General features: G+C 70.2%; 17 protein-coding genes. 7 read left to right on the plus strand and 10 right to left on the minus strand.

The features are described 5' to 3' along the window. The first annotated feature begins 99 nt into the window (after positions 1–99). Complete coding sequence (locus JGR64_RS08270; RefSeq protein ID WP_233348019.1) at positions 100–1,335, plus strand: MFS transporter; 1,236 nt, start codon at positions 100–102, stop codon at positions 1,333–1,335. Here the strand turns inward: JGR64_RS08270 and JGR64_RS08275 are convergent. Beyond that, complete coding sequence (locus tag JGR64_RS08275; RefSeq protein ID WP_199372894.1) at positions 1,272–2,300, minus strand: histone deacetylase family protein; 1,029 nt, start codon at positions 2,298–2,300, stop codon at positions 1,272–1,274. The genes JGR64_RS08270 and JGR64_RS08275 overlap by 64 nt on opposite strands. A 126-nt stretch (positions 2,301–2,426) precedes the next feature. Between JGR64_RS08275 and JGR64_RS08280 the strand changes: the two genes are divergently transcribed. Together JGR64_RS08280 and JGR64_RS08285 are read left to right on the plus strand one after the other, a co-directional pair. After that, entirely contained in the window at positions 2,427–3,746 is a 1,320-nt protein-coding gene (locus tag JGR64_RS08280) for an aminotransferase class V-fold PLP-dependent enzyme (protein WP_199372895.1), read from the plus strand. Between the two features lie 81 nt (positions 3,747–3,827). Then, on the plus strand, positions 3,828–5,420 hold the full coding sequence (locus tag JGR64_RS08285) for a M20/M25/M40 family metallo-hydrolase (RefSeq protein WP_199372896.1): 1,593 nt from the start codon (positions 3,828–3,830) through the stop codon (positions 5,418–5,420). Positions 5,421–5,436: 16 nt separating this feature from the next. Here JGR64_RS08285 and JGR64_RS08290 read toward each other — a convergent pair whose 3' ends face one another. Both JGR64_RS08290 and JGR64_RS08295 read right to left on the minus strand, forming a co-directional pair. Further along, positions 5,437–7,185 carry a GGDEF domain-containing protein gene (locus JGR64_RS08290; protein ID WP_199372897.1) on the minus strand — a complete coding sequence of 583 codons (1,749 nt, stop codon included), beginning with the start codon at positions 7,183–7,185 and terminating at the stop codon, positions 5,437–5,439. Between the two features lie 150 nt (positions 7,186–7,335). Further along, the gene (locus JGR64_RS08295; protein ID WP_199372898.1) at positions 7,336–9,198 is read right to left on the minus strand and encodes a winged helix-turn-helix domain-containing protein; all 1,863 of its coding nucleotides are present in this window, start codon (positions 9,196–9,198) and stop codon (positions 7,336–7,338) included. 139 nt (positions 9,199–9,337) lie between these two features. Between JGR64_RS08295 and JGR64_RS08300 the strand changes: the two genes are divergently transcribed. After that, positions 9,338–9,862, plus strand: a complete 525-nt coding sequence (locus JGR64_RS08300; RefSeq protein WP_199372899.1) for a hypothetical protein — start codon at positions 9,338–9,340, stop codon at positions 9,860–9,862. A 54-nt stretch (positions 9,863–9,916) separates the two neighbouring features. Here the strand turns inward: JGR64_RS08300 and JGR64_RS08305 are convergent, their stop codons facing one another. Then, positions 9,917–10,198 carry a hypothetical protein gene (locus tag JGR64_RS08305; protein WP_199372900.1) on the minus strand — a complete coding sequence of 94 codons (282 nt, stop codon included), beginning with the start codon at positions 10,196–10,198 and terminating at the stop codon, positions 9,917–9,919. A gap of 206 nt (positions 10,199–10,404) precedes the next feature. On the opposite strand from JGR64_RS08305, the gene JGR64_RS08310 reads away from it, so the two are divergent. Together JGR64_RS08310 and JGR64_RS08315 are read left to right on the plus strand one after the other, a co-directional pair. After that, positions 10,405–11,481 (plus strand): Gfo/Idh/MocA family oxidoreductase, encoded by a 1,077-nt coding sequence (locus JGR64_RS08310; RefSeq protein WP_199372901.1) that lies wholly within the window; start codon positions 10,405–10,407, stop codon positions 11,479–11,481. Positions 11,482–11,536: 55 nt separating this feature from the next. Continuing rightward, the gene (locus JGR64_RS08315) at positions 11,537–12,274 is read left to right on the plus strand and encodes a UPF0149 family protein (RefSeq protein WP_199372902.1); all 738 of its coding nucleotides are present in this window, start codon (positions 11,537–11,539) and stop codon (positions 12,272–12,274) included. Positions 12,275–12,290: 16 nt separating this feature from the next. Here the strand turns inward: JGR64_RS08315 and JGR64_RS08320 are convergent, their stop codons facing one another. The 3 genes from JGR64_RS08320 to JGR64_RS08330 are packed head-to-tail and all read right to left on the minus strand — an operon-like array spanning position 12,291 to position 15,377. After that, positions 12,291–12,737 carry a GNAT family N-acetyltransferase gene (locus JGR64_RS08320; RefSeq protein ID WP_199372903.1) on the minus strand — a complete coding sequence of 149 codons (447 nt, stop codon included), beginning with the start codon at positions 12,735–12,737 and terminating at the stop codon, positions 12,291–12,293. 48 nt (positions 12,738–12,785) lie between these two features. Continuing rightward, positions 12,786–13,265: a DUF1801 domain-containing protein gene (locus JGR64_RS08325; protein ID WP_199372904.1), complete on the minus strand. Its 480-nt coding sequence runs from the start codon at positions 13,263–13,265 to the stop codon at positions 12,786–12,788. Positions 13,266–13,310: 45 nt separating this feature from the next. Beyond that, a complete protein-coding gene (locus tag JGR64_RS08330; protein ID WP_199372905.1) occupies positions 13,311–15,377 on the minus strand; it encodes a S9 family peptidase in 2,067 nt (688 codons plus the stop codon). A 163-nt stretch (positions 15,378–15,540) separates the two neighbouring features. Between JGR64_RS08330 and JGR64_RS08335 the strand changes: the two genes are divergently transcribed. After that, the gene (locus tag JGR64_RS08335; protein ID WP_199372906.1) at positions 15,541–17,478 is read left to right on the plus strand and encodes a prolyl oligopeptidase family serine peptidase; all 1,938 of its coding nucleotides are present in this window, start codon (positions 15,541–15,543) and stop codon (positions 17,476–17,478) included. Between the two features lie 30 nt (positions 17,479–17,508). On the opposite strand, the gene JGR64_RS08340 is transcribed toward JGR64_RS08335, so the two are convergent. From JGR64_RS08340 to JGR64_RS08350, 3 genes are read right to left on the minus strand one after another with little or no spacing between them, the layout of a single operon-like run. Further along, positions 17,509–18,126 carry a YbhB/YbcL family Raf kinase inhibitor-like protein gene (locus JGR64_RS08340; RefSeq protein ID WP_199372907.1) on the minus strand — a complete coding sequence of 206 codons (618 nt, stop codon included), beginning with the start codon at positions 18,124–18,126 and terminating at the stop codon, positions 17,509–17,511. A gap of 38 nt (positions 18,127–18,164) precedes the next feature. After that, positions 18,165–19,628: a UdgX family uracil-DNA binding protein gene (locus JGR64_RS08345; protein WP_199372908.1), complete on the minus strand. Its 1,464-nt coding sequence runs from the start codon at positions 19,626–19,628 to the stop codon at positions 18,165–18,167. Beyond that, positions 19,628–20,851, minus strand: a complete 1,224-nt coding sequence (locus JGR64_RS08350) for a putative DNA modification/repair radical SAM protein (protein WP_199372909.1) — start codon at positions 20,849–20,851, stop codon at positions 19,628–19,630. The genes JGR64_RS08345 and JGR64_RS08350 overlap by 1 nt, the downstream gene beginning before the upstream one ends. Between the last annotated feature and the right edge of the window lie 114 nt (positions 20,852–20,965).

Genomic DNA, 20,965 nt, shown 5'->3' on the forward strand with positions numbered 1-20,965 from the left:
TCAATTGATACTGATCGCGTATTTTGACGGTTTTAAACGGCAATGCAACGCGGCAGTCTGCGCATCCCGCCCTTGCCACCCCGTGTCGATCCCATGCCCATGCCCGCCTCCACCGCCTCTCCACGCCCCGCCATGCCGCTGGCGCTGTACGCGCTCGCCATCGGCGCCTTCGGCATCGGCACCACCGAGTTCGTGATCATGGGGCTGCTGGTGCAGGTGGCCGACGACCTCGGTGTCACCATCGCCGCTGCAGGGCTGCTGATCTCCGGCTATGCGCTGGGCGTGTTCGTCGGAGCTCCGCTGCTGACCGCGGCCAGCAGCAGGTTGCCGCGCAAGGCCGCGCTGGTCGCGCTGATGGTGGTGTTCACGCTCGGCAACCTGGCCTGTGCGCTGGCGCCGGACTACGCGTGGCTGATGGCCGCGCGCGTGGTCACCTCGCTGGCGCATGGCACGTTCTTCGGCATCGGCGCAGTGGTGGCGACCGGGCTGGTGGCGCCGGAACGCAAGGCCTCGGCGATCTCCATCATGTTCACCGGGCTGACCATCGCCACCCTGCTCGGGGTGCCGGCCGGGGCCTGGATCGGGCTGCATTTCGGCTGGCGCGCGACGTTCTGGGCGGTGGCCGGGATCGGCGTGCTGGCCACGCTGGTGGTCGCGTTGCTGGTGCCGCGCGAGCGCGGCGAACGCATCCGGCCGCGGCTGCGCGACGAGGTGCGCGTGCTCGGCCGCCCGCAGGTACTGCTCGGGCTCCTGGCCACGGTGTTCGGCTACGCCGGGTTGTTCGCGGTGTTCACGTACATCCAGCCGATCCTGACCCGGATCAGCGGCTTTGCCGACGCCGCGGTGTCACCGATCCTGCTGGTGTTCGGCGTCGGCATGATCGTCGGCAACCTCGCCGGCGGCCGCCTGGCCGACCGCCGCCCGGTGGCCACGCTGCTCGGCACGCTCGCCGCGCTGGCGGCGGTGCTGGCGCTGATGACGTTCGCGCTGCACAGCCCGACCGCGGCGGTGCTGTTCACCGGCCTGCTCGGCGTGGCCGCGTTCGCCACCGTCGCACCGCTGCAGCTGCGCGTGCTGCAGAAGGCCGAAGGCGGCGGCGAGAACCTCGCGTCCAGCTTCAATATCGCCGCGTTCAACCTGGGCAATGCCATCGGCGCGTGGCTGGGCGGCATGGTGATCGTGCACGGACCGGGCCTGGGCGCGGTGCCGTGGGTTGCCGCGTTGCTGACGGTTGCCGGACTCGCGGTGGCGTGGTGGAGCGTGCGCCTCGATCAGGCGGGGCCGAAGGCGCCGAGCACACCGGCGACATTGGTGCCGATCTCGCGCACCGCATAACCGCCTTCCTGCACCAGCACCGTCGGCAGGCCGAGCGACGCGAGCCGCGCGCCCAGCTGCGGGAAGCGCTCCGGGCCCAGCTTGAACTCGCTGATCGGATCGCCTTCGTAGATGTCCACGCCCAGCGACACCACCAGCGCGTCCGCGCCGAAGTCCGTGATCGCCTGCAGCGCGGTGTCGAGCGCGGCGCTGTACGCCTCCCAGTCCGTGCCGCGCGGCAGCGGCAGGTTGAGCGTGCAGCCCTCGCCCGCGCCGGCGCCGGTCTCGTCGGCATAGCCGAGGAAGTACGGGTACTCGGTCTCGGGCGTGCCGTGGATGGACACGAACAGCACGTCGTCGCGCTCCCAGAAGATGTCCTGGGTGCCGTTGCCGTGGTGGTAGTCGACGTCGAACAACGCCACCTTGCCGAAGCCGCGTTCGCGCAGCTGCTGCGCGGCGAGCGCGGCGTTGTTGAGGAAGCAGTAGCCGCCATACACGCTGCGCCCGGCGTGGTGGCCCGGCGGGCGGCACAGCGCGTAGGCGGATCGCTCGCCTTCGGCGACCAGCGCGGCGGCGGTCATGGCGCACTGCGCCGCGGCAAAGGCGGCATCCCAGGTACCTTCGACAATCGGCGTGCCGGCATCGAACGCGTAATAGCCCATCGCGCCGTTGATGCCGGACGGCACGCGGTCGCGGCGCAGGCCCCGCGCCGGGAAGCCGCTCGGCAGCATGAAGCCGTCGCGACCGTCCTCGCGCCAGCGCGGATATGCGGTGCGCAGGAACTCGACGAAGCCCGCATCGTGCACGCCCGACAGCGCGTCCATGCCGAAGTCGCGCGGCGCCACCAGCGCGTGTCCGGCATCCACCAGCGCCTCGCGGATGTACTCGGCGCGCGCCGGCATCTCGTAGCAGGGCACCAGCGCGCCGCGATGGAGTTCCATGCCGCCGTCGTGGCGCAGGTGCAAGGGCGAGTGGACGATCCGCATCGGGGCGCTCGGGAGGAGTGGGCCGGCAATTCTAGCCATCCCTGCCGACTGCCGGCAGCGCGGCCTGACCGCCGTCCGCGCGGTACCGCGTTGGCCTGTCTGGACTCCCGGCACGAAGGATGGTCGATGCAGGTGACACGACGTGAATTCCTCGCGGCCAACGCCGCACTCGCCGCCGCGGTGCTGCCGGGCGCGCTGCTGGCCGCGCTGCAGGCCGAGACCCCAGCGGCCCCCGACCTGTCCACCTGGGAGCGCGTGCGCGCGCAGTTCTCGCTCGACCCTGCCCTGATGCATCTCGCCAGCTTCTTCATCGCCAGCCATCCAGTGCCGGTGCGCGACGCCATCGAAGGCTATCGCCGCGCGATCGACCGCAACCCGTTCCACGTGGTCGAACACGGCCTGTTCGCGGAAGCCGAACACAACGTGCAGATGAAGGTGCAGGCCGAGGTCGCCGACTATCTCGGCGCGCGCCCGCAGGACGTGTGCCTGACCGGCAACACCACGACCGGGCTCGCGCTCGTCTATCACGGGCTGCCGCTCAAGGCCGGCGACGAAGTGCTGTGCACCACCCACGACCATTACTCGCACCACGAGTCGATCCGGCTGGCCAACCAGCGCTCCGGCGCCACGATGCGCATGGTGCCGCTGTACAGCGACGCGGCCACCGCCAGCACCGATGCCATGGTCGACGCCCTGCTCAAGGGCATCGGCCCGAAGACGCGCGTGGTGGGCCTGACCTGGGTGCATTCCAGCACCGGCATGCGCCTGCCGATCCGCGAGCTTGCCGCCGCGCTGCGCGCGCGCAGCGGCCCGCCGCTCCTGCTGGTGGTGGACGGCGTGCACGGCCTTGGCTCCACCGACGAAACCGTGGCCGGGTTGGGCTGCGACTATTTCTGCGCCGGCACCCATAAGTGGATGTTCGCGCCGCGCGGCACCGGCCTGGTCTGGGCCAATGCCGACAACTGGGCGCGCCTGCGCCCGGTGATCCCGAGCTTCAGCGACCTGGACCAGTACCAGGCCTGGGAGCGACAGGCCCCGGTGGCGTCTCCCACCAACGCCGACCGCATGGCGCCCGGCGGCTTCCATGCGTTCGAACACCAGTGGGCGACCGCCGCCGCATTCGCCATGCACCGGCAGATGGGCCGCGCGCGCGTGGCCGGCCGCATCCGCGAGCTCAACGACCAGTGCAAGGCCGGACTGGCAGCCAACCCCAAGGTCAAGCTGCACACACCGATCTCGCCCGGGCTTTCGGCCGGCCTGGTGGCGTTCGAAGTGGCCGGCGTGAGCCCCGCGGACGTGGTCAGGCAACTGTTCGCGCGCAACATCGTCGCCAGCACGAGCCCGTATGCCGTCACCTACGCGCGGCTGGCGCCGAGCCTGGTCAATACCGCCGACGAAGTCGAACGTGCCGTGCGCGCGGTGCGCGAGATCTCCGGCCGGGCGTGACTAACGACCGGCGAGCATCGCGCCGGCGACCGCTACAGTCGTTGCCTTTGGCGCGCCCTTCCCGGGCGCCAGGGGTACTGAATGTTGAAGCGTTGCGCGATGCTGCTCTGCCTTGCAGCCAACGGCCTGGCCACGGCCAGCGAGCCCGTCGACCTGGACATGGTCAGCCGTATCCGCCAGGAGGCGTTCCACAATTCGCAGGTGATGGCGACCTTCAGCCACCTCACCGAGGCCATCGGCCCGCGCCTCACCAACTCCCCGCAGATGGCCGAAGCCAACGCCTGGACGCGCGGCAGGTTCAACGCCTGGGGCCTGGCCAACGTGCGCGACGAGGCCTTTGACGGCTTTGGCCGCGGCTGGGAGTTCAGCCACGCCAGCGTGCAGATGCTCGGCCCGCGCACGCAGCCGCTGCACGCGCTGCCCAAGGCCTGGACGCCCGGCACCGCCGGTCCGGTCGAAGGCGAGGCGATGGTCGTCACCATCAAGACGCGCGGGGACCTGGACAAGTACAAGGGCAAGCTGGCGGGGAAGATCCTGCTGCTGAGCGAAGCGCGCGAGTACGTGCGCGGCGAGAAGGCGGATTCGCACCGTCACGACGACGCCGGCCTGGCCGAGCTGCAGGCGTTCTCCGTGCCCAAGGACGAGAAGGACAGCCGCGCCAAGCGCGCAAAGGAATACACCGAGCGCACCGGGCTGGCCAAGGCGACCAACGAATTCTTCGTCGCCGAAGGCGCGCTGGCTGCGCTGTCGATCAGCGGCTGGGACAACGGCATCATCCGCGTTGGCGGCGGCGGTTCGCGCAAGGCCGGCGAATCGGCGGGCATCCCGGAGCTGGCCATGGCGGCCGAGCACTACAACCCGCTGGTACGCGCCGTGGAGCGCGGACAGACGGTCAAGCTGCGCGTCGACGTGGACGCACGCTTCACCGACGAAGCCGACCAGCCCGGCTACAACACGCTCGCCGAAATCCCCGGCCGCGGCGGCAAGGCCGGCGAGATCGTCATGCTCGGTGCGCACATGGACTCGTGGCACACCGGCACCGGCGCCGCCGACAACGCCGCGGGCGTCGCGGTGATGATGGAGGCCATGCGCATCCTCAAGGCGGTGGGCGCGCGGCCCGACCGCACCATCCGCGTGGCGCTGTGGAGCGGCGAGGAACAGGGCCTGGTCGGCTCGCAGTGGCATGTGGCGCGTCATTTCGCCGCGTATCCGGAACCCACCGATCCGGCGCAGCAGGCACTGCCCGGCTCGCTGCGCGAGCCCACCGGCCCGCTGCAGAAAAAGCGCGACTACGAGCGCTTCTCGGCCTACTTCAACATGGACAACGGCTCGGGCCGCTTCCGCGGCATCTACGCCCAGGAGAACCTGGCCGCGGTGCCGATCTTCCAGGCCTGGCTGGCGCCGTTCCATGACGTGGGTGCCACCACGGTGGCCACGCGCAACACCGGCAGCACCGACCACATTCCGTTCGACCGCGTCGGGCTGCCCGGCTTCCAGTTCATCCAGGACCGGCTGGACTACTTCACCAACGTCCACCACAGCCACCTCGACACCTGGGACCATGTGGAGCCGGAAGACCTCAAGCAGGCCGCGGCCATCGTCGCCTCGTTCGTCTATCACGCGGCCACGCGCGAAGAGCGCATGCCGCGCAAGCCGCTGCTGGAACGCGACTGAAACCCGGCTGCACCGCCTAGCCGGCGGTCGCATCCGCGCCTGGTGCGCGCGCCAGCACCACACGGTCGCGCCCTCCGTGCTTTGCGCGGTACAGCGCGCGGTCGGCGCGGTGGATCAGCTGTTCCAGCGACGCGGTCTCGCCATCGTCCTGGCAGATACCCGCGCTGACGTTGAAGTCGACGCGCTGCCCGAACACCGTGACCGGTTCGATCCGCGCTCGCAGGCGCTCCATGAGCGCCCCGGCGGTCGCGGCATCCGCGTCCAGCAGGATCGTGAACTCGTCGCCGCCGCTGCGGCCGGCAATGCCCTGCCCGCCGACGATGTCGGTGATCCATGCGCCGAGCGAACGCAGCGCCTCGTCGCCCGCGGCGTGTCCGTAATCGTCATTGACCTGCTTGAACTTGTCGATGTCGGCGACGATCGCGGTGAACGGGCGGCCATCGCCGCGCGCACGCGTGAATGCCTTCGCGCCGAGCCTGCGCACCTGTTGATAGTTGTACAGGCGGGTCAGTCCATCGTGCTGGGACTGCCAGCGGTAGCGGCGGCGCTCGCGGATCGACCGGCGCAGCAGGCCGAACAGCAGGATCGCGATGACCAGCATCCCGCCCATTCCGCCGGCCAGCAACAGCTGGCGGCGCCGGGTTGCGGTGGCCTGCACCGCGGCCAGCTCCTTCTCGGCTTCGAGCAGCGCGATCTGCTGCTCCTTCAACCGGGTATCGAACTCGACCTGCAGGTAGGCCAGCCGGCGCTCGCGGGCATCGCGTTCGGCCGCCTCGGATGCCGCCATGGAACGCTTGAAATGGGCGAGCGCCTGGACAGGCTCGCCGCGCCGTTCGGCCAGGCGGGCGATCAGCTCTTCGGTCTCGGCTATCGCGAAGTGGGCGTCATGGTCGCTGTAATAAGCCAGTGTGTCGGCCAGCAGCGCCTCCGCCTCCCCAGGCCCGCTGCTGGATTCGATCAGGCCCTCCGCCACTGCCAGCCTCGCGCTCCAGGCGCCGGCCCCGAAACCGGCGGCCTCGAAGTCCGCGAGCGCCCGGCGGGACCAGTCCAGCGCCTCCGCATGGCGTTCCTGGCGGGCCGCCGTCTTGCCGACGCCGAGCTTGCCGTTGGCGATCATGACCAGGTCGCCGGCGCGGGTGCAGGCATCGATCTGGCGATGTCGCCACGCTTCGGCTTCGCGGGGATCGCTGGCGTGGTCCGCGGCCATCGCCACGTCCGTCACGGCCCGGCACAGCGCGCCGGGGTCACCGTCGGCGTCGACATGGGCAAGGGCACGCAGGGCAAGGTCGCGCGCCTTCCCGGTTTCGCCCACCAGGGTGTGCAGGTAGCTCGCGGCGCCAAGCAATCGGGCCGATTCCGCCGGTGCCTGCGGAAGGTGCGTCAGGCCCTCGCCGAGCAAGCCAAACGCCAGCGTCCAGCGCTCCAGGTTGGCGGCCACCCTGATGGCCGTGGTGTACACGCGCACGCGCAGCGGCGCGGGCAGGTCCTGGCGCAGCAACTCCACCAGACCGTCCAGCGCGGCGGGCTGCTGGCCGGCCAGGGCCAGGTTGCGCAGGCGCACATGGTCGATCCGCTGCCGCTGCTCAGCGGTCAAGGCCTGCGGCCGCGAAGCCAGCGCCGCGATCCTGGCATCGGAGTCGCGCCAGTGCGCCGTGGTTCCCAGCCGCTCGATCTCCGCCACCGCCGCCTCCGGCGCGTCCGCGGCGAACACCGGCGCGCCGACCAGTGCCAGCCACAGCAGGGCGACGCAACAGTACCGGCTCATGCGCGCGTCATGGTCCGCAGGCGGCGATCAGTGTCGACATCTCGCTCCCCCCCGAGGGAATCGGCCGGCATCGATGGCCGCGCGGGATGACCCGCATCACCCGGCCAGAAAGACCGGCGACCTTACCATGCGGTCGCGACCGGCGAGCCCTCAGTAGCGGCCGTACGCCTGCCCGCCTTCCAGCCCGAGCCGACGTGACAGCGCCTGGAATCGCGGCTCATCACGCACGTCGTTCCAGCGCGCGTCGACCTTGAGGAACGCCATGCGGATGTCGCGCTCGCGCCAGGCACGTTCGAGCCAGTCGAGCGCGGCATCGCGGTCGCCCAGCGCCACGTGCACCGCGGCCAGGCTGGTAGCGGGCACGTAGCCCTTCGCGGCGCGCGACTCGAGCTCGCGCAGGAGGGCCAGGGTGTCCGCGTGATCGCCCGCCGCGGCGTAGGCGGCGGCCAGTGCGGCGAGCATCTGGCTGGTGCGCTGCGCGCGTTCGGCGCCACGTTCCAGGTCTGCGATCGCAGCGGCGCTGTCGCCGCGATCCAGCGCCATGCCGCCGCGCACCAGCAGCGCGATCCACGAGTCGGGCTGCAATGCGAGCGCACGTTCCACCTGCAGCCGCGCCGCCTCCGGCTGCCGGGCCGCGGTCAGGAAACCGGCCTCCAGGGCACTGATCATGGGCGACAGCGGATCGAGCTCGCTTGCCTGGCGCGCCTGCGCCAGGCCTTCTTCGAAACGGCCCAGGTCCACCAGCAGATGGGCATACGCGAAGCGCGCTTCCATCAGGCTGGGATTCAAGGCGATCGCCTGCTGCAGCGACGTTTCCGCCCCGGGCCAGTCCCAGTCGTACAGATGGCGGTTGCGCCCCTGCGCGACCAGCGCCTCGGGTGATTCCGGATCGATCTCCAGCGCGCGCGCCACTGCCGCCTTGGCCAACGGGAACATCTCGGCGGGTTCGCGATCGGTATGCACCAGGCCGCGCCAGGCAAGCGCCAGGCCGGCATAGGCGCGCGTGCAGGCGGGGTCGAGATCGATGGCGCTGCGGAACGCCGCCAGTGCCTGCTCCAGCCGGGCCGCATCGGGCCGCTGCAGCAGGTGGTGGCCGCGCAGCCAGGCGCGATAGGCCTGCGGATCAGCGCCGTCGCAGGCGCTGCGAGCGCGTTCCGGCAGCACGATCGGCGAGAGCGCCAGCGCGTCGGTGACCGCGCCGGCGATGCGGTCCTGCAGGGTGAACACGCGCTGCGCGTCGGTATCGAAGGTATCCGCCCAGACGATGGCACCGCTGTCCGCAGCGACCAGGCGGGCATTGACGCGGATGCTGCCGCCCACGCGCTGGGTCGATCCTTCGATGACATGCGTGGCGCCGAGCTGGCTTGCGGCCTGCTGCGCGTCGGGATGCGCGCCGGCGACGCGCTGCGATGACGCGAGCGAACGCACGCGCAGCTCACCGGAGCGACCGAGCCGCGTGATCAGGGTTTCCGCCAGCCCGAGGCCGAGCAGCTCGTCATCCGGCGCCGAGAGTGCCCGGAACGGCAGCACAGCCAGCGCGGCTTCCGGGCGCGAAGCGGCCCGCGGCGGCCAGTCCCACAGCGACCACGCCACCGCCGCCAGCAGCGCCACCAGGAACATCACGGCGCCCGGCACGGCCACATGCCGGGCCCACCACGGCGCAGGCATCGGCACCGGCGCGGCTGCGTGGCCATCGCCGTCGGCCACGTCAGCGACAAAGCGGTAGCCGCGCCCCGGCACCGTGGCGATGTAGCGCCCGCCGCCCAGCACGCGGCGCAGCGTGGACACCGCCTGGGTGAGGTTGTTCTCTTCCACCACGCGCCCCGCCCAGACGGTGGCCAGCAGTTCGTCCTTGCTCACCACCCGGTCGCGGTTGTCCACCAGGCAGCACAGGGTGTCGAACGCCCGGGCGGTGAGCGGCAGCACGCTGCCGTCGCGCGCGCGCAGCTCCCGTGCCTGGATGTCCAGGCAATACGGGCCGAAGTGGCGATGGCGCGCAGGCGAGCCCGGCATGGCGGCTCCGGGGGCGGCGGTTTCAGCTTTTTTCATGAATTTAGCAGGACTTCCCGACAGGGACGGGCCGAAGCTCGGCAATGCCGACAACGGCATACCCGCCGTCAAGCGGGCACCCCCCAACGACAGGAGTCCTGCCATGAACATCCGAGCCACCCTGCTCGCCCTCGCCCTCGCCCCGCTGTGCCTCGCCGCCAATCCGGTCGTGGCCGGAGAGACGGACGCCTCGAGGATCCGCCCGCCGCACCCGGCGGGCAACCGGATCGCGGGTGTGTGGCTGACCCATGCCGAAGTCCGGCCCTGTGGCAGCACCGTGCCCTTCCAGGAGGTCCGCAACACCCTGCTTTTCAATGCCGGCGGCACCTGGGTGGACATGCCGCGGTTCCCGCCGGGAGGCGCGGACATTCCCACCGGCCACTACGAGCGCTCGCACGGGCTGGGGACGTGGTCGTACAACCGCAACACCGGACGGTACGTCGCCGACGTGCGCTTCGACCAGTTCCTGGACGGCGTGTACACCGGCTACACGCGGATCCACCGCGACCTTCAGATGAGCCATGACGGCGACCTCATCTCGGGCCCGGTCCGCGCGACCGGCTATGCGCCCAACGACACCGTCCTTGTCGAGCTTTGCGGCACCGGCGTTTCCACGCGGGACCTGTAGACGATGCGCCCGCACGGCACCGCGGCGGCCACGCGCGCCGCGGTGCCCACTGCATCAGGAAAGGATCAGGCCCCGCGCCGCCAGCACCTTGGCCGCCTCCCTGTCCGCGGCGATGCGGTGCTGCAGCGACCGGCAGCGTTCGATGCCGGCCAGCGTCAGCACGTGGTGGCCGTCGCAACTGTCTACCAGGCCCGCTTCCACCAGGCGTTCGAGCAGCTCGCCGGCGCGGGAATCGACCGGTTGCCCGCGGTCGATGCAAAGCAGGCACTCCAGCAGATCGAGCTCCGCCTGGCCGATGTTGCCCACTGGCATGCAATAGCGGTCGGAAGTTGCCATGGTCGTTCCCGAAACCAGTGGATGCACAGCCCCTTGGAACCGCCGATCGGCGCGTTCCATTCGCCCCCGCCTGCGATCAGGCGTACGCGATCCGCTGCCGGATCAGGCCATGTGGGCCACCACGCGAAGCGCTACCACGGGCGGTAATCCGACCATGCCAGACTCGGATCCCCATCGGCGCATCGTTGCCGGCAACAGGAGTCTCCATGAGCAACCCGCGCATCCGTGTCGGCATCATCGGCCTCAACCCCGGCATCCACTGGGCCGCCATGGCGCACGTGCCGGCACTGGCGGCACTGCCCGGTGATTTCGAGCTGGTGGGCGTGGCCAACACCAGCCGGGCCAGCGCGGAACGCGCCGCCACCGCCTTCGGCCTTGCGCATGCGTTCGAGAATGCGCAGGCGCTGGTGGCCTCGCCCGACGTCGATCTCGTGGTGGTCACCGTAAAGGTGCCGCACCACCATGCCCTGGTGACCGCAGCGCTGGCCGCGGGCAAGCACGTGTACTGCGAGTGGCCGCTGGGCAACGGCCTGGAGGAAGCGCGAGAACTGGCGGACCTGGCCGAAGCACGCGGCGTGGTGGCCGCGGTCGGCACGCAGATGCGCGTGGCGCCGGAGCTGCAGCACGTCCGCGACCTCGTCGCCGGCGGATACGTGGGCGAGGTGCTGTCGACCACGCTGGTGGGCAGCGGCGGCCAGTGGGGCGCCATGACCGACGCCGCGCATGCCTATCTCTATGACGTCGACAACGGCGCCACGCTGCTGAGCATCCCGCTCGGGCACACGTTGGCCGGCTTCCGCGACGTGCTTGGCGGCTTCCGGCACCTGTCCGCACGGTTGGTCAACCGCCGCCAGACCGTCGACGTCACCGACGCCGGCACGACCATCCCCACCACCACGCCCGACCAGGTGCTGGTGCAGGGCACGCTGGACAGCGGGGCCGCGTTCTCCATCCATTACCGCGGCGGCATGTCGCGCGGCACGAACCTGCTCTGGGAAATCAACGGCACCGAAGGCGACATCCTGGTGACGGCCGCCAGCGGCCATGCCCAGCTGGAGCAGCTCGCGGTGACGGGTGCGAACGGCGACGCGACGGCGATGACGGCGCTCATGCCGCCGCCCGGCAGCTACGAAGGCTGGCCCGACAACGCCGTGGCGCGCAACGTGGCGCGCATGTATGCGTTGATCGCCGGGGACATCCGCCATGGCACGCGCAGCGCACCGCATTTCCGGGATGCGGTGGCCCTGCATGAGACGCTGGACGCGATTCAAAGGCAGCAATGAGCCTTACGGACTACCATGCGCGCCTCCCGTTCCCCCGACTGCCACGATGCCCGCCATGACCACCCCCGCCTACCTCGACGACGACAAGATCGAGCGCCTTGCCGCCCTGCTTGAGCAGCGCGCGGTCCCGTTCAAGGGCTTCAACCTGGAGGCGCTGGACGGGTTCCTGTCGGCGCTTGTGGTCGGGCCGTCGGCAGTACCGCCCGAGGAGTGGCAGCCGGTGGTCTGGGGCGGCAAGCCGCGGCGCTGGGAGACGGCCGAGGAAGAGGCCCAGGTGCAGGACCTGCTGATGGGCCACTGGAACATGTGCAGCGCGCGCGTGCGCCATGGCGACGACGACCTGCCCGACCACCTCGCGCCGCTCATGTGGCTGCCGGAAGATCCGGACCTGACCGGCGAGGACGCAATGCGCGAGGACGAGCTCGACGTCGGCCACGACTGGGCGCTGGGCTTCTTCGCCGCGGTCGGGCTGCGCGAGCAGGAATGGGACACCTGGCTGGACGACAACGACTGGATGGAGGACATCTTCGACCTGCTCGACCGGCTCGCCAGCGGCGAGGTCATCGACGCCGAAGACCCGTCCGCGCCGGCCACGCCGATCAGCTACCGCGAGCGCCTGGAAATCATCGTCGGGCTGCCGGGCATGCTGGCCGACCTCAACCACCACCGCGTCGAGGCGCTGACGCCGCGTGAGCCGATCCGCCGCGAAGCCACGCCCGAGCGCAACGCGCCGTGCCCTTGCGGCAGCGGGAAGAAGTACAAGAAGTGCTGCGGGAACTCGTCCACCGAGTAGCGAACCGGCTGCCTTGTCACTCTGCGCCGCGAGGCGGCACCGGCCAGGCCATGTGCACCGTGCCGTCCACCACCGCTTCGACCGCGAACCCCAGGCGTGCATACAGCGCGCGGGCCGGATTCTCGGCGTAGACCCGCAGCTGCACGCAGCGGAGCCCGCGGCCGATGGCAAAGCCCTGCGCCTGCCGTAGCGCCCACGTGCCGATGCCCTGGCATTGGCGTTCGGGGACAAGCTGCAGGTCGCGCAGCCCGAGGGCGTCGTCTTCGGACAGCAGCCGCAGCAGGCCGACGGCGTCGGAACCGGCCAGGATCACCAGGTTCTCGAACTGCGCCCAGCTGGAGCGGAAGCGCTCCGGATCCCAGGCAATGCCGCGCACCGCAAGGTACGTGGCCATGTTGCGGCGGCTCAGCGATTCGCAGAAGGCGAAGTCATGGGCGTCGGCCGGGCGTAGGGAGAGCGTCATGGCGAAGGCAGCGAGCAGGAGCGGATCTGTCGCGCGATGCGCGACGATCTAGCCGTGAACGCGCCTGACCTCCGCCACGGAGCCCGAGATCAGCTTCTCGAGCACATCGAGATCCACGTCGGAGAGCCTGCGGATGGACAGGCACGACTTGCCCATCTTGTGGCGACCGAGCCGCGCGAGCAGCTCGCCCTGGTCGGGGCCGCTTGCCGTGAGGTAGACGCTGATGTCGTTCTTGCGCGGCGAGAACCCGGTGACCGCCATGTCGCCCTCGCGGCCGCTTTCGTACCGGTAGTGGTAGCTGTCGAAGCCGACGATGCTCGGCCCCCACATCCCCGCCCGCTTGCCGGTGATCCTGGCCATCATGGTGAGCAGCATCTGGCAGTCTTCGCGGCGCTGCTGATCTTCGATGGCCGCGAGGAATGCCGACACGCTCGCGTCGGTCGCCCTGGTCTTGTTTTCGCTCATCGTGTGCTGGACTCCGTTGGCGGCGGCGCCGTCGGCCACCTGCGTGTCGTCTGCTTCAGTCACCGGTTTGGGCCCCCGCCCTCCATGGCAGGGGCACCATATCAGCGCTTACTTGCGGATCACCTGATCGTGACCCTTCAGCGATTCCGGCAGGCCCGGTACGCCTTCGGCACCGGTGGGCACGCTGATGCTGGAACCGGCAAAGTCACCGGCGATCGGCTCGGCGCGGCCGCCCAGGCACTTGGCGAGAAAGCCTTCTGCCACGGCGTTGAACGCCTTGCTGTTCTCCGGCCGCGCGAAGCCATGGCCTTCGTCGGGGAACAGCACGTAGGTCACCGGGATGTTGTTGGCGGTCATCGCCTTGACGATCTGGTCGGACTCGTCCTGCTTCACGCGCGGGTCGTTGGCGCCCTGCCCAATCAGCAGCGGCTTGCTGATGCGGTCGGCGTGCGTCAGCGGTGAACGTTCCGTCAGCCACGCCTTGCCTTCTTCCGTGCGCGGGTCGCCCATGCGCTTGGCCAGCTGCTCGTAGAAGCTGGCCCAGTACGGCGGCACGGTGCTGAGCAGCGTGTTGAGGTTGGACGGGCCGACGATGTCCACGCCGCAGGCGAAGGTGTCCGGTGTGAAGGTCAGCCCGGTGAGCGTGGCGTAGCCGCCGTAGCTGCCGCCCATGATCGCAACCTGGTCCGGCGTGGTGACACCCTGGTCGACCGCCCACTGCACGGCGTCCAGAAGATCGTCGTGCATCTTGGCGGCCCACTCGCCGTTGCCGGCGTTGGTGAACTCCTTGCCGAATCCGGTGGAGCCGCGGAAGTTGACCGCCAGCGTGGCGTAGCCGCGGTTGGCCAGCCACTGGTTGAAGCCGCTGTAGCCGTACTCGTCGCGCGCCCAAGGGCCGCCGTGCACCAGCAGGACCAAGGGCACGGCCACGTCCGCCTTGCCGTCGCCGTCGGCGTCAGCACTCTTCGGCAGCGACAGGTAGCTGACCAGGGTCTTGCCGTCGCGCGAGGTGATCTCCTGCGGCCACTGCGGCACCAGCGGCTTGCCGTCCAGTGCGGGGCGCGCGGAGAACAGCTTGGTCAGCGTGCCGCCGGCCGCGCGGTCGTAGCGGTAATAGACCACCGGCGCGTCGGCGGCCGAATAGGTGACGATCCAGGTGCTGTCATCAAGCGTGCGTGCGTTGACGCCGATCTCGCCGGGGCCGATGGCCTGCAGCTTTTCGAGGTCCGCGGCGATGGCCGGGTCGACCGCCTGCCATTCCTCGCGCAGGTAGTTCACCGCGACCGCCTGCACCTTGCCGGTGACCGGGTGCGGCAGTGCCTGGCCCACGTCGGCACGCGCATCCTCCAGCACCAGCGCGCGTTCGCCGCTGGCGACATCGACGGCGTACAGCGCGGAGGTATTGCGCCCGCGCGAATCCAGCATGTAGAGCGTGCTGCCGTCGGCGGTCAGGCCGGCAGGCTGGGTGGTCATCGAATCCTCGAAGGGAATATCCGAGTACACCTTCCAGCCGGCCTTGCCGTCCGGCTGCAGGATGTCCTGCCCACCGTCGGCGCGCGCGCGCGTGGCGTAGCGCACCTGCAGTTCGTCGTCGGCCAGGTACGCGCCGATCTCGTCGTCGTTCTTCTCCACCAGCGTGCGCTCGCCGCTGGCCAGGTCGACCTTGTAGAGGTCATGCCACTTCGGGTCGCGGTCGTTCATGCCGACCAGCAGCGTGCCCGGATGCGCGTGGCTCGCGCCCGTCACCTGCGCCGTGGTCTTCGGGAACGGAGTCAGGTCGGTGGTCTTGCCGGTGGCGACGTTGACGCTGAAGAGGTGGAAGTCCTCGTCGCCACCGCTGTCGCGCAGGTACAGCAGCGTGTCCGGCAGGTACGACCAGAAATAGTTGCGGATGCCACGCGCGGTGTCCTGGGTGACGGCACGCGCGGCGGCGGGATTGTCGGCCGGCGCCACCCAGACGTTCATCACGCCATCCACCGGCGCCACCCAGCTCAAGGTCTTGCCGTCCGGGCTGATCATCACCACCGCGCGCTCGGGGTTGCCGAACAGCGCCTCGCGCTTGATCAGCTCGACGCCGGCGATGCGCTCGGCGGCCGTTGGCGTTGACTGCGCGAGCGCGGTGGAGATGGACATGGCAAGCACCAGGCCTGCGACGGGGATCAGCGATCGTTGCATGTGGAACTCCTTGGGTGTCGGACAGGCGGATGGAAAACCGTCGCAGTAGAGCACCCGGCCGAGCGCGCTCCAATATGCCGGCCGGCAGGGGGTCGGACCCCGTGCCGGCTGCCGCTATTTCGGTGACACTCCCGAGCCGGGGAACGGGAACGCAGGGGTACACATGGAACGCTGGCGGCAAGCGGTGGTGGTGGGGGCGATGTTCGGACTTGCAGCGGCCTGGGCCCAGGCCGCGGACGCGGTGCCCGTCGAGGCGTTCGCCGTGGCCGACAAGCGGAGTTCGCCGCGCCTGTCCCCCGACGGGATGCACGTGGCGGTGTCCACGAACCTGGGCGAGGGCAACCACGCCATCGTGGTGCACCGGGTGGCCGACATGGCGCAGACCGCGCTGCTGAAATTGCCCCGCTACGAACTGCCGGTGCAGATGCACTGGGTCAGCAACCGGCGGCTGGTGATCGCCAAGGGCCGGCTGTATGGCGCACGCGAGCAGCCACGGGCGATGGGCGAGATCATCGCCACCGATTACGACGGCAGCAACCAGAAGTACATCTACGGCTACCAGCAGTCCACGCGCATGCCCGGCCTCGAGCGCGGCTTCGGCTATATCGATGGCGTGCCGCTGGAGCTGGACAACCGCTTCTACATGCGCAGGCTCTCGGGCAACAGCGGCCGCTCCATGCTGTACGACGTGGACACAGGACGCGCCACCCACCGCCTGGTTGCCGACATCGGCGTCAAGGACCTTGGCTTCGTGCTCGATCAGGCGGGCGTTCCGCGATTCGCCGCCGGCACCGACGAGCACGACAACTTCCGGCTGTACCAGGCCGACGCGGAAGGCCGGAACTGGCAACAGGTGCCCGCGGAACGCACCGGGGGACGGTTTGCGCCATTCGCCATCACCCCCGACGGGGGCGCGGTCTTCGCGTCACTCAGCGTGGACAACGGGCCCTCGTTTCTCGTCAGGGCGGACCCGTCGGGGGCCAGGCGCGAGACCCTCGCCAGGGACGACTTCGGAAGCGTGGGCGGCGTCGAGTGGAACGCGTCCTGGCAGCCGTTCGCGGCGACGCTGATGTACGGGCGGCCGCGGGTCGTCTATTTCGACGAGGCCTCATCCGACGCGCAGGAGCACCGCATGCTGCGCGACCTGTTCCCCTCGCACCATGTCAGCTATGCCAACCACAGCGCCGATGGCAACCTCTCGCTGCTGCATGTCTACAGCGATCGCGACCCGGGCATGTGGTACCTCTTCGACCGCAAGCTGGCGACGGCCAAGCTGCTGTTCGCCTCGCGCGAGGGCATCGATCCTGCGCGGATGGGCGAGCGCCGCTACTTCCGCTTCAAGGCCAGCGACGGCATGGAGCTCGACGGCTACCTCACCATTCCGGCCGGAACCGCGGAGCCGTCGGCGATGCCAATGGTGCTGCTTCCCCACGGCGGGCCACACGTCGACGGCGATGCCTGGGGCTTCGACACGGATGCCCAGTTCCTCGCCAGTCGCGGCTACCTGGTCCTGCAGGTCAACTACCGCGGCAGCCTGGGACGCGGCTACCGGTTCCGCCAGGCCGGCTTCCACAACTGGGGCACGCGGATCCAGGACGACCTGATCGACGGCGTGCGCTGGGCGATCGCCCAGGGCCACGCCGATCCCGAACGCGTCTGCGCCTACGGCGCCAGCTTCGGCGCCTACTCGGCGATGATGACCGCCGCACGCGCACCGGAGCTGATCAAGTGCGCCGCAGGGCTGGCCGGGCTGTACGACCTCAAGGTATTCACCACCAGGAGCGACACCGCCTCCACCGCGCAGGGCCGCGCCTACTTCGCGCGCGCCATCGGCAGCGGCGACGCCATGCTGCAAGCCAATTCACCAACCTCCCTGGTCGCGAAGATCAAGGCGCCCGTGTTCCTCGCCCACGGCGAGATCGATGAACGCACGCCGTATTCGCAGGCAGTGGCGATGAAGAAGGCACTGGAGGACGCGGGGCGGCCGCCCGAGTGGATGCCGGTGCCGCGCGAAGGACACGGCTTCTACAGCGACGCGAACAATATCGCCTTCTACACGCGGCTCGAGACATTCCTGGCGCGGCACATCGGGACGCAGTAGCGCGTCCGCAAGTCGCAATGCCAGGCTTGATCAGGGGCGCGCCGCATCCGGCGCGGCGTACGTGCCCACCAGCCGCGCCCGGCCCAGCACGTGGCCGCGCATGGCCTTGACCAGCGCGTTGCGGTCGGCGTCGGCGGCGATGTCGAGGGTCGTGTCGAGCGCGAACAGCTGCACGTGGTAGTGGTGCAGGCCACTGCCCGCCGGCGGCTTGGGGCCGAAGTACCCCGTGGACCCACGGTCGTTGAGGCCCTGCTGCATGCCCGCTGGAGCAGCCAGCCGCGCATCCGCGCGCAAGCCCTCGTCCAGCGCCGTCGCCGTTGCCGGGATGTTCCAGGCGACCCAGTGCACGTAGGGCGCCGGCCGGTCGGCGTCGGGATCTTCCATCACCAGCGCGTACGACGCGGCGCCCTCCACGGGCTGCCACGCCAGCGCAGGCGAGATGTCATCGCCGTACGCGCTGTGGCGCCGAGGAATGGACTCACCGTCGGCGAAAGAGGTCGACCTCAATGCGAAGTCGCCGACAGCGGCCGAGCGCGTCTCGGCGCCATCGAACGCCAGCGATGCCTCCTCGCCCTGGCAGGCGGCAAGGCTGGCGAGGCCGACCGCCAGCGCGATCGAAAACACGGCACGTTGGCGCGTGGCGGTCATGGGCGAAATCCCCTGTGGTCTGACGCGTGCCGCCGCGCCTATCCATCCAACGCGCTCCGCAGCATGCGCAGGTCAGCCAGGAATGCGTCCCAGGCCTGCGCCTGCGCGGCGGCGGGCAGCCGCAGCAGGTAGGACGGGTGCACCGTTGCGAGGACCGCACGGCCATCACCCGTCGAGTGCCAGCGCCCGCGCTGCTTCAACACGGCAAAGCCGGGGCCGAGCAGCGCCTGCCCCGCCATTGCGCCCAGGCAGAGCACGAAGCGCGGGCGCAGCTGCGCAAGTTCCGCCTCCAGCCACGGACGGCAGGCGGCCTGCTCTCCGGCGTCCGCGCGCACGTGCAGGCGATGCTTGCCACGCGGGGCGTACTTGAAGTGCTTGACGGTGTTGGTGATGTACAACGTGTCGCGGCCGATGCCGGCCTCACGCAGCGCGCGGTCGAAGAGCTTGCCCGCCGGCCCCACGAACGGACGGCCCGCGAGGTCCTCCTGGTCGCCGGGCTGCTCGCCGATCACCATGACCCGCGCGTCGGCCGGGCCTTCGCCGGGCACCGCCTGCGTGGCGGGACGCCACAGCGCGCAGGCACGGCATGCGGACACGGCCTGGTGCACGCCCTGCAACCCGCCTGCGGGCAGCGGGCGCGACGGCAGGTCCGGCGCCGGGAACGCCTTGCGCGGGACCGTCGGCGCCGCGTCCACCATCTGCTGCATGCGAGCGCCGGCATCGCGGACCAGCGCCGGGATCAGCGCCGTCTCCGGCATGTTCTTCCAGTAGCGCCGCGGCATCTCCTTGACCATCGCGTCCACCTTCAGCCGCGCCGGGTTGAAGATGTTGGCGTAGTACACGCGCCACAGCTCTTCCAGTGCGTCGCCATCGGGCGCTTCGCCGCGGTGCGCGCCTTCCCCCAGTTGCAGCGCCTGGCCATCCCAGTGCGCGCTGCGCGTGGGGGTGAGGATCGACCAGCGCATGCCGGCGAAGCGGCGCACGAAGAACGGCGCGACCTGCGGCAGCACGTCGTGTTCGGGCTCGAACCAGGCGATGTAGACCGCGCCGCTGGCGTCGGCGACTTCGCGGAAGCGCACGAAGGCCTTCATCTTGTGCTTCTCGCGACTCACGGCCTTGGCGGCATCGTGCGCCCAGGCCACGTCCGGATCGGTCGCCATGGCCAGCAGCGTGCGTTCGCCGTGCACCAGCCGCCACAGCAGGCGATACAGCCGCGCGTGGCGCTGCGGGTCGGCATGGGCGATGACCAGCGTGGCGAGCGCGAGGAACCCGCGGGATACGCGCGGGGTGCCCGTCGCGTCCGGCATGCGACTGGCTGCCGGCGTGCCTGCAATGCCGGCATCCGCCGCCGACGTCGCCATTGCCATCGCACCGAGCAAATCGCCCTGCGCTCCTCCCTGCCACAGCACCTCGGCAGGCGGCACGTCATCGGCCAGCAGGCTGCGTGCTGCATCCCGCCACTGCGCGAGGTCCGCGCCGTCGTCGAGCGTGACGCGGCGCATCAGTGTCCGAACAGATCCGGCTGGCGCGGCGGCGCGGCCATCGCGGCGCGCAGCACGGCGCTTTCCACGTCGCCGCGCGGGCGATGGTCCGGCGTGCAGATGAAGGGCGACACCTTGCCCATCGCCACGCGCAACCGCACCAGGTCGTCGTAGCGCAGGCGGCGATGGCGGCGCATCACCAGCAGCTTGTGCACGGTTTTGGCGCCGAGCCCCGGCACGCGCAGCAGCATCTCGCGCGGCGCGGTGTCGAGGTCCACCGGGAACTGCTCGCGGTGGCGCAGCGCCCACGCAAGCTTGGGGTCGATGTCGAGATCGAGCATGCCGTCTGCGCCGCTCGGCGCGATCTCGCCCACCTCGAAGCCGTAGAAGCGCATCAGCCAGTCGGCCTGGTACAGGCGGTGCTCGCGCAGCAGCGGCGGCGGCCGCAGCGGCAGCGCGCGCGAGGCGTCGGGAATCGGGCTGAACGCCGAGAAGTACACCCGCCTGAGCCGGTAGCTGTTGTAGAGCGTGCTGCTGGTTTCCAGCACGTCGCGGTCGCTGGCGGCGTCCGCGCCGACGATCATCTGCGTGCTCTGCCCGGCCGGCGCGAAGCGCGGCGCCTTCTTCTCGGCCTTGGCCTCCTCGATGCCCAGCCGCAGCCGGCCCATCGACCGGCGGATGCCCTGCGCGTCCTTCTCCGGCGCCAGCGCCTTCAGCCCGCCCTCGGTGGGCATCTCGACGTTGATGCTCAGCCGGTCGGCCCAGCGTCCGGCGGCGGCCAGCAGCTCCGGCGAAGCATCGGGAATGGTCTTGAGGTGGATGTAGCCGCGGAACTTCTCTTCCACGCGCAGCCGCCGCGCCACCTCCACCAGCTGCTCCATGGTGTAGTCGCCGGACTGGATGATGCCCGACGACAGGAACAGGCCCTCGATGTAGTTGCGGCGGTAGAAATCCATGGTCAGCCGCACCACCTCGTCCACGCTGAAGCGCGCGCGGCGCACGTTGGAGCTGCGCCGGTTGATGCAGTAGGCGCAGTCGTAGATGCAGAAGTTGGTCAGCAGGATCTTCAGCAGCGAGATGCAGCGGCCGTCCGGCGCGTAGGCGTGGCAGATGCCCATGCCGCCGGTGGAGCCGATGCCACCGGGCGTCCCGCGCGCGTCACGCTTCGCCCCGCCGCTCGACGAGCAGGACGCGTCGTATTTGGCGGCATCGGCCAGCACGGCGAGCTTGTCGGTGAGCTGCATCGGCGGAGGGTCGCAGTGGGACGTCTCGCGTCGTGAGACGAACCGGCTCACTCTGATTCATGAAACTGAATCCCGTGCGGATCGCTACACTGCCTGCCCAGATTCTTCCGGCGT

Source organism: Luteimonas sp. MC1572 (assembly GCF_016615815.1).
GTDB lineage: Bacteria > Pseudomonadota > Gammaproteobacteria > Xanthomonadales > Xanthomonadaceae > Luteimonas.